This is a genomic window from Terriglobus sp. YAF25, from assembly GCF_052113305.1.
GTDB lineage: Bacteria > Acidobacteriota > Terriglobia > Terriglobales > Acidobacteriaceae > Terriglobus.
The window spans coordinates 1-3,193 of sequence record NZ_JBFRCY010000769.1; the positions used below are offsets into that span (position 1 = coordinate 1).

Genomic DNA, 3,193 nt, shown 5'->3' on the forward strand with positions numbered 1-3,193 from the left:
CCACAACAGTGAAGAGGAAGGTCATGGCCTCGCCGACGTACTCTTCGGTGAATATTCGCCGGCGGGCCGCCTGAACCAGACCTGGCCTGAGAGCGATGCGCAACTGCCGCCAATTACTGATTACAACATTCGACACGGCAGCACCTATATGTACGCGAAGCAAAAGCCGCTTTACGCGTTTGGGTACGGATTGAGCTACACGACATTCACGTATGAAGATCTAAGCCTTAGCTCTCACAACGTGAACGCCGATGGTGAGGTCCGTGTAAGCGTGAAGGTAAAGAATACGGGCAATCGCGCCGGCGACGAAGTGGTACAGATCTATGTCCAACATCTGGGTTCGGCAGTGGAACGTCCTCAGCTCGAGCTTAAGGCGTTTGAGCGCATCCATATCGAATCAGGCGCCTCCAGGAATGTTGTATTCAATCTCAAACCGCGCGATCTAGCCTATTGGGATGAAGCTGGTCACGTCTGGTGCATCGAGAAAGAATCGATTCGTGTACTCGCCGGAGGATCAAGTGACAAACTTCCCGTTCAGGCGACTCTCCACGTCGAGAATACGGGTGAGAACAAACCATGATGAATTCACACCCTAACCGCGATCATTCCGACTCGTCGATGACTTCGATTGCGGAGACCGTGGCGTAATTTACGATGGGGTCGAACGTTATGTCGAGTTTTCCTTCCTGGGAAGGTCGTAAGTGATGGAATGTTTTGGTCAGGGCACGCTGGGTGCCGGCTTCTTTGAAGATGTCGAAGTCGTCGAGTAGTGTTGAGCCATTGCAATAGACCCGAAACACCCGGCTTCCCACGCCGACGGAGCCTGGAGTTTCCGGGGCCCAGTAGAGTTCCGCGAAGTGAAGCACGAGCGTATAACGGCCTCGAGTATCCACCGGAATGGAGTAGGTGAAATGGCCATATCGCTCCCACGCGTAAAGATTTGGGTCTGGAGTGCCACTGACCGTTCGCGGCTGATCGTTGGTTGCGCCGTTGCTGAAGTAGTTATCCGAATGCCACAGATTCCCGATATGGTCCCGGACTGCAGTCGGTTGCATGACCAGCCGCACAGGCTGCTGCCGGTGGGGCAGTCCGGGCAGAATCTCAATCGCATTCAGTGAGGGCGCGGACCGCCCTATGAAAAACTTCAGATGGAGGTAGCCGTCTTTGTCCGGATGGATCTCCTTGAAGACCTTCTCGTCGGCGATATTCGTTCCCAGCGCGTCCGCATTGATATTGAAGTTGCTCAGGAGTAATTCGCCGTTGGCGCTCACATTGAAGAATTGCGTCTTAAAATCTTCAGGCGGCGTTGCAACGAAGAAGAGGTGTAGCTCATAGGGGCCCGGCGCGAGGGGAATGTCGTAAGAGAAGTCGCCTGTTCGCCACTGATCGAACAGCATCGGGTCGCTCGTCCGTGAAACGGGCAAATGTGGGCGTTCGAACGCGGCACCCCCAGAGAAGTAGCGATCGGCTTCCCAATATGCGCCTGAGCTGTCGATTTTCGGACTTCCCTGATAGCCGACCAGCAGGCGCCGGTCTCGTAATACTCCTTAAGTCTCTTCCTCAGCCGGAACGTCTCGACGCGGACGATGGAGTCAGTGGAACCATCGAAGGTGGCTTTTGACCTGTCGAAGACCTCCGTGGCGATGGAGTATTCGTTTATCTCCTCGGTCCTGCCCTGTAGAGATCGTTCGGAGACGAATTTCAAGAGCTTGGCCAGGCGTGGATTGCGTGCCAGAGCGGTGAGCACCGCTTCTAATTCTGAATAGGCCGATTCTGAGTCGGCAACTTGCCCCATGGGGAGTGCTCCAAATCAATTTCAATTCATAGTACAACTGCCGCCCCGCCAGATAAAGAATCTTCCGCATGGCCGACGGAGCCTTTGCTGGGTCGCGTTACAAACGTTAAACGCATTGAAATCACTAGGCGTTAGATCGGCTGCTTATACCGGCCTAGTGAGCCTTCGGAATGCCCTCATTCCATTTAGGCCGCGCCTCTCGCAACCCGAAAGCTCCACAGGGACTGTCTTAGGTTTGCCGAGCATTGTCCCAATCCTGCAGCTTTCAAATGTCGACCGCATGGTTTGGCGCGAAGCTGACTCCGGTGCCGTCTCTGTCAGCAACCGCACTCACACCGGGATGTCCGGCTCGCATCGAGTTTGAGACATCGCCTGTTTAGCCCGCCCTGGAAGAAAAATCAGAGGCGCAGGACCCCTCTCTTGGGCCGTTAACGAGGTCGGAGCCGGCATGTAACAAGCGATTAAGCCTCTTTGTTTCAAGAACATGGCAACGTTCGAAGGCTCTAAACAACTTTGTGCGAGATGGAACTTCACAATCGCGGTTCCTCGCTTGCAGGATTCGCTCGATTCACTTTCTGAGCAGTGGCCGCAACGGACGGCGACCCAGAGCCGTTATCGAAGGATTCGGAGGCAGCAGATGCGAAAACTAATGTCGAGAGCGTTCCTTGTATTGGCCATTCTGGTCGCTCTTTCAATATCAGCACATGGCCAGCAGACGGGCAGCATCGTGGGAACGGTAGCCGACCCAACCGGGGCAATCGTCACAAAAGCCCGAGTCAGTCTCACCAACACGCAAACCGGGGATATCCGCAGTACAACTTCCAACGCCGAAGGATTTTTCGTGTTCACCGGCACGGTAGCAGGGGACTACACGGTGAAGGTTGAATCCCGTGGATTCCGAGGCGCCGAACAGACGGGGATTCATGTTGGTCCTGGTGATCGCCGTGATCTGAACGTTACGTTGGCGGTTGCGACGAACGACGCGACGGTTACCGTGGTCGCCGCGTCTTCGATCGTGGTGGAGTCCGGCGATCTTTCCAGCACGTTGTACGAGAACAATATTAAGAAGCTTGCCCTCCAAGGTCGGGACGTTACCGAGCTACTGAAGACCCTGCCCGGGTTTAACGTCAATACCAGCTATAACGGCGTCCAAAACAAGCCTGGCTACGACACCCAGGTTACAAGTATTGCTTCGGCAGTGGGACGCGGTGTCACAGCGAACGGCGCTCCCGACCGTGCCGGCGGAGCGGATTTGATCTCAGATGGCGCCCACATCCTGGATCCAGGATGCAACTGCAATGCTAACCAGACGATCAATGCCGACATGGTATCCGAAGTTAAGGTGACAACTTCGGCATATGGAGCGGACAGCACCACCGGTCCGGTCGTGGTTTCGGC

3 protein-coding genes are annotated in these 3,193 nt (G+C 55.2%); 2 read left to right on the forward strand and 1 reads right to left on the reverse strand.

Features of this window, described 5'->3' with window-relative positions; all coding sequences use genetic code 11:
- Positions 1-580 (forward strand): fibronectin type III-like domain-contianing protein (locus AB4043_RS23485; protein WP_442308257.1); only part of this gene is annotated, 580 nt, incomplete at its 5' end.
- A 22-nt stretch (positions 581-602) separates the two neighbouring features.
- Here AB4043_RS23485 and AB4043_RS23490 read toward each other — a convergent pair.
- A complete protein-coding gene (locus tag AB4043_RS23490; protein ID WP_442308259.1) occupies positions 603-1,526 on the reverse strand; it encodes a malectin domain-containing carbohydrate-binding protein in 924 nt (307 codons plus the stop codon).
- A 918-nt stretch (positions 1,527-2,444) separates the two neighbouring features.
- On the opposite strand from AB4043_RS23490, the gene AB4043_RS23495 reads away from it, so the two are divergent.
- The coding region (locus AB4043_RS23495) for a carboxypeptidase-like regulatory domain-containing protein (protein WP_442308258.1) at positions 2,445-3,193 on the forward strand (749 nt) is incomplete at its 3' end.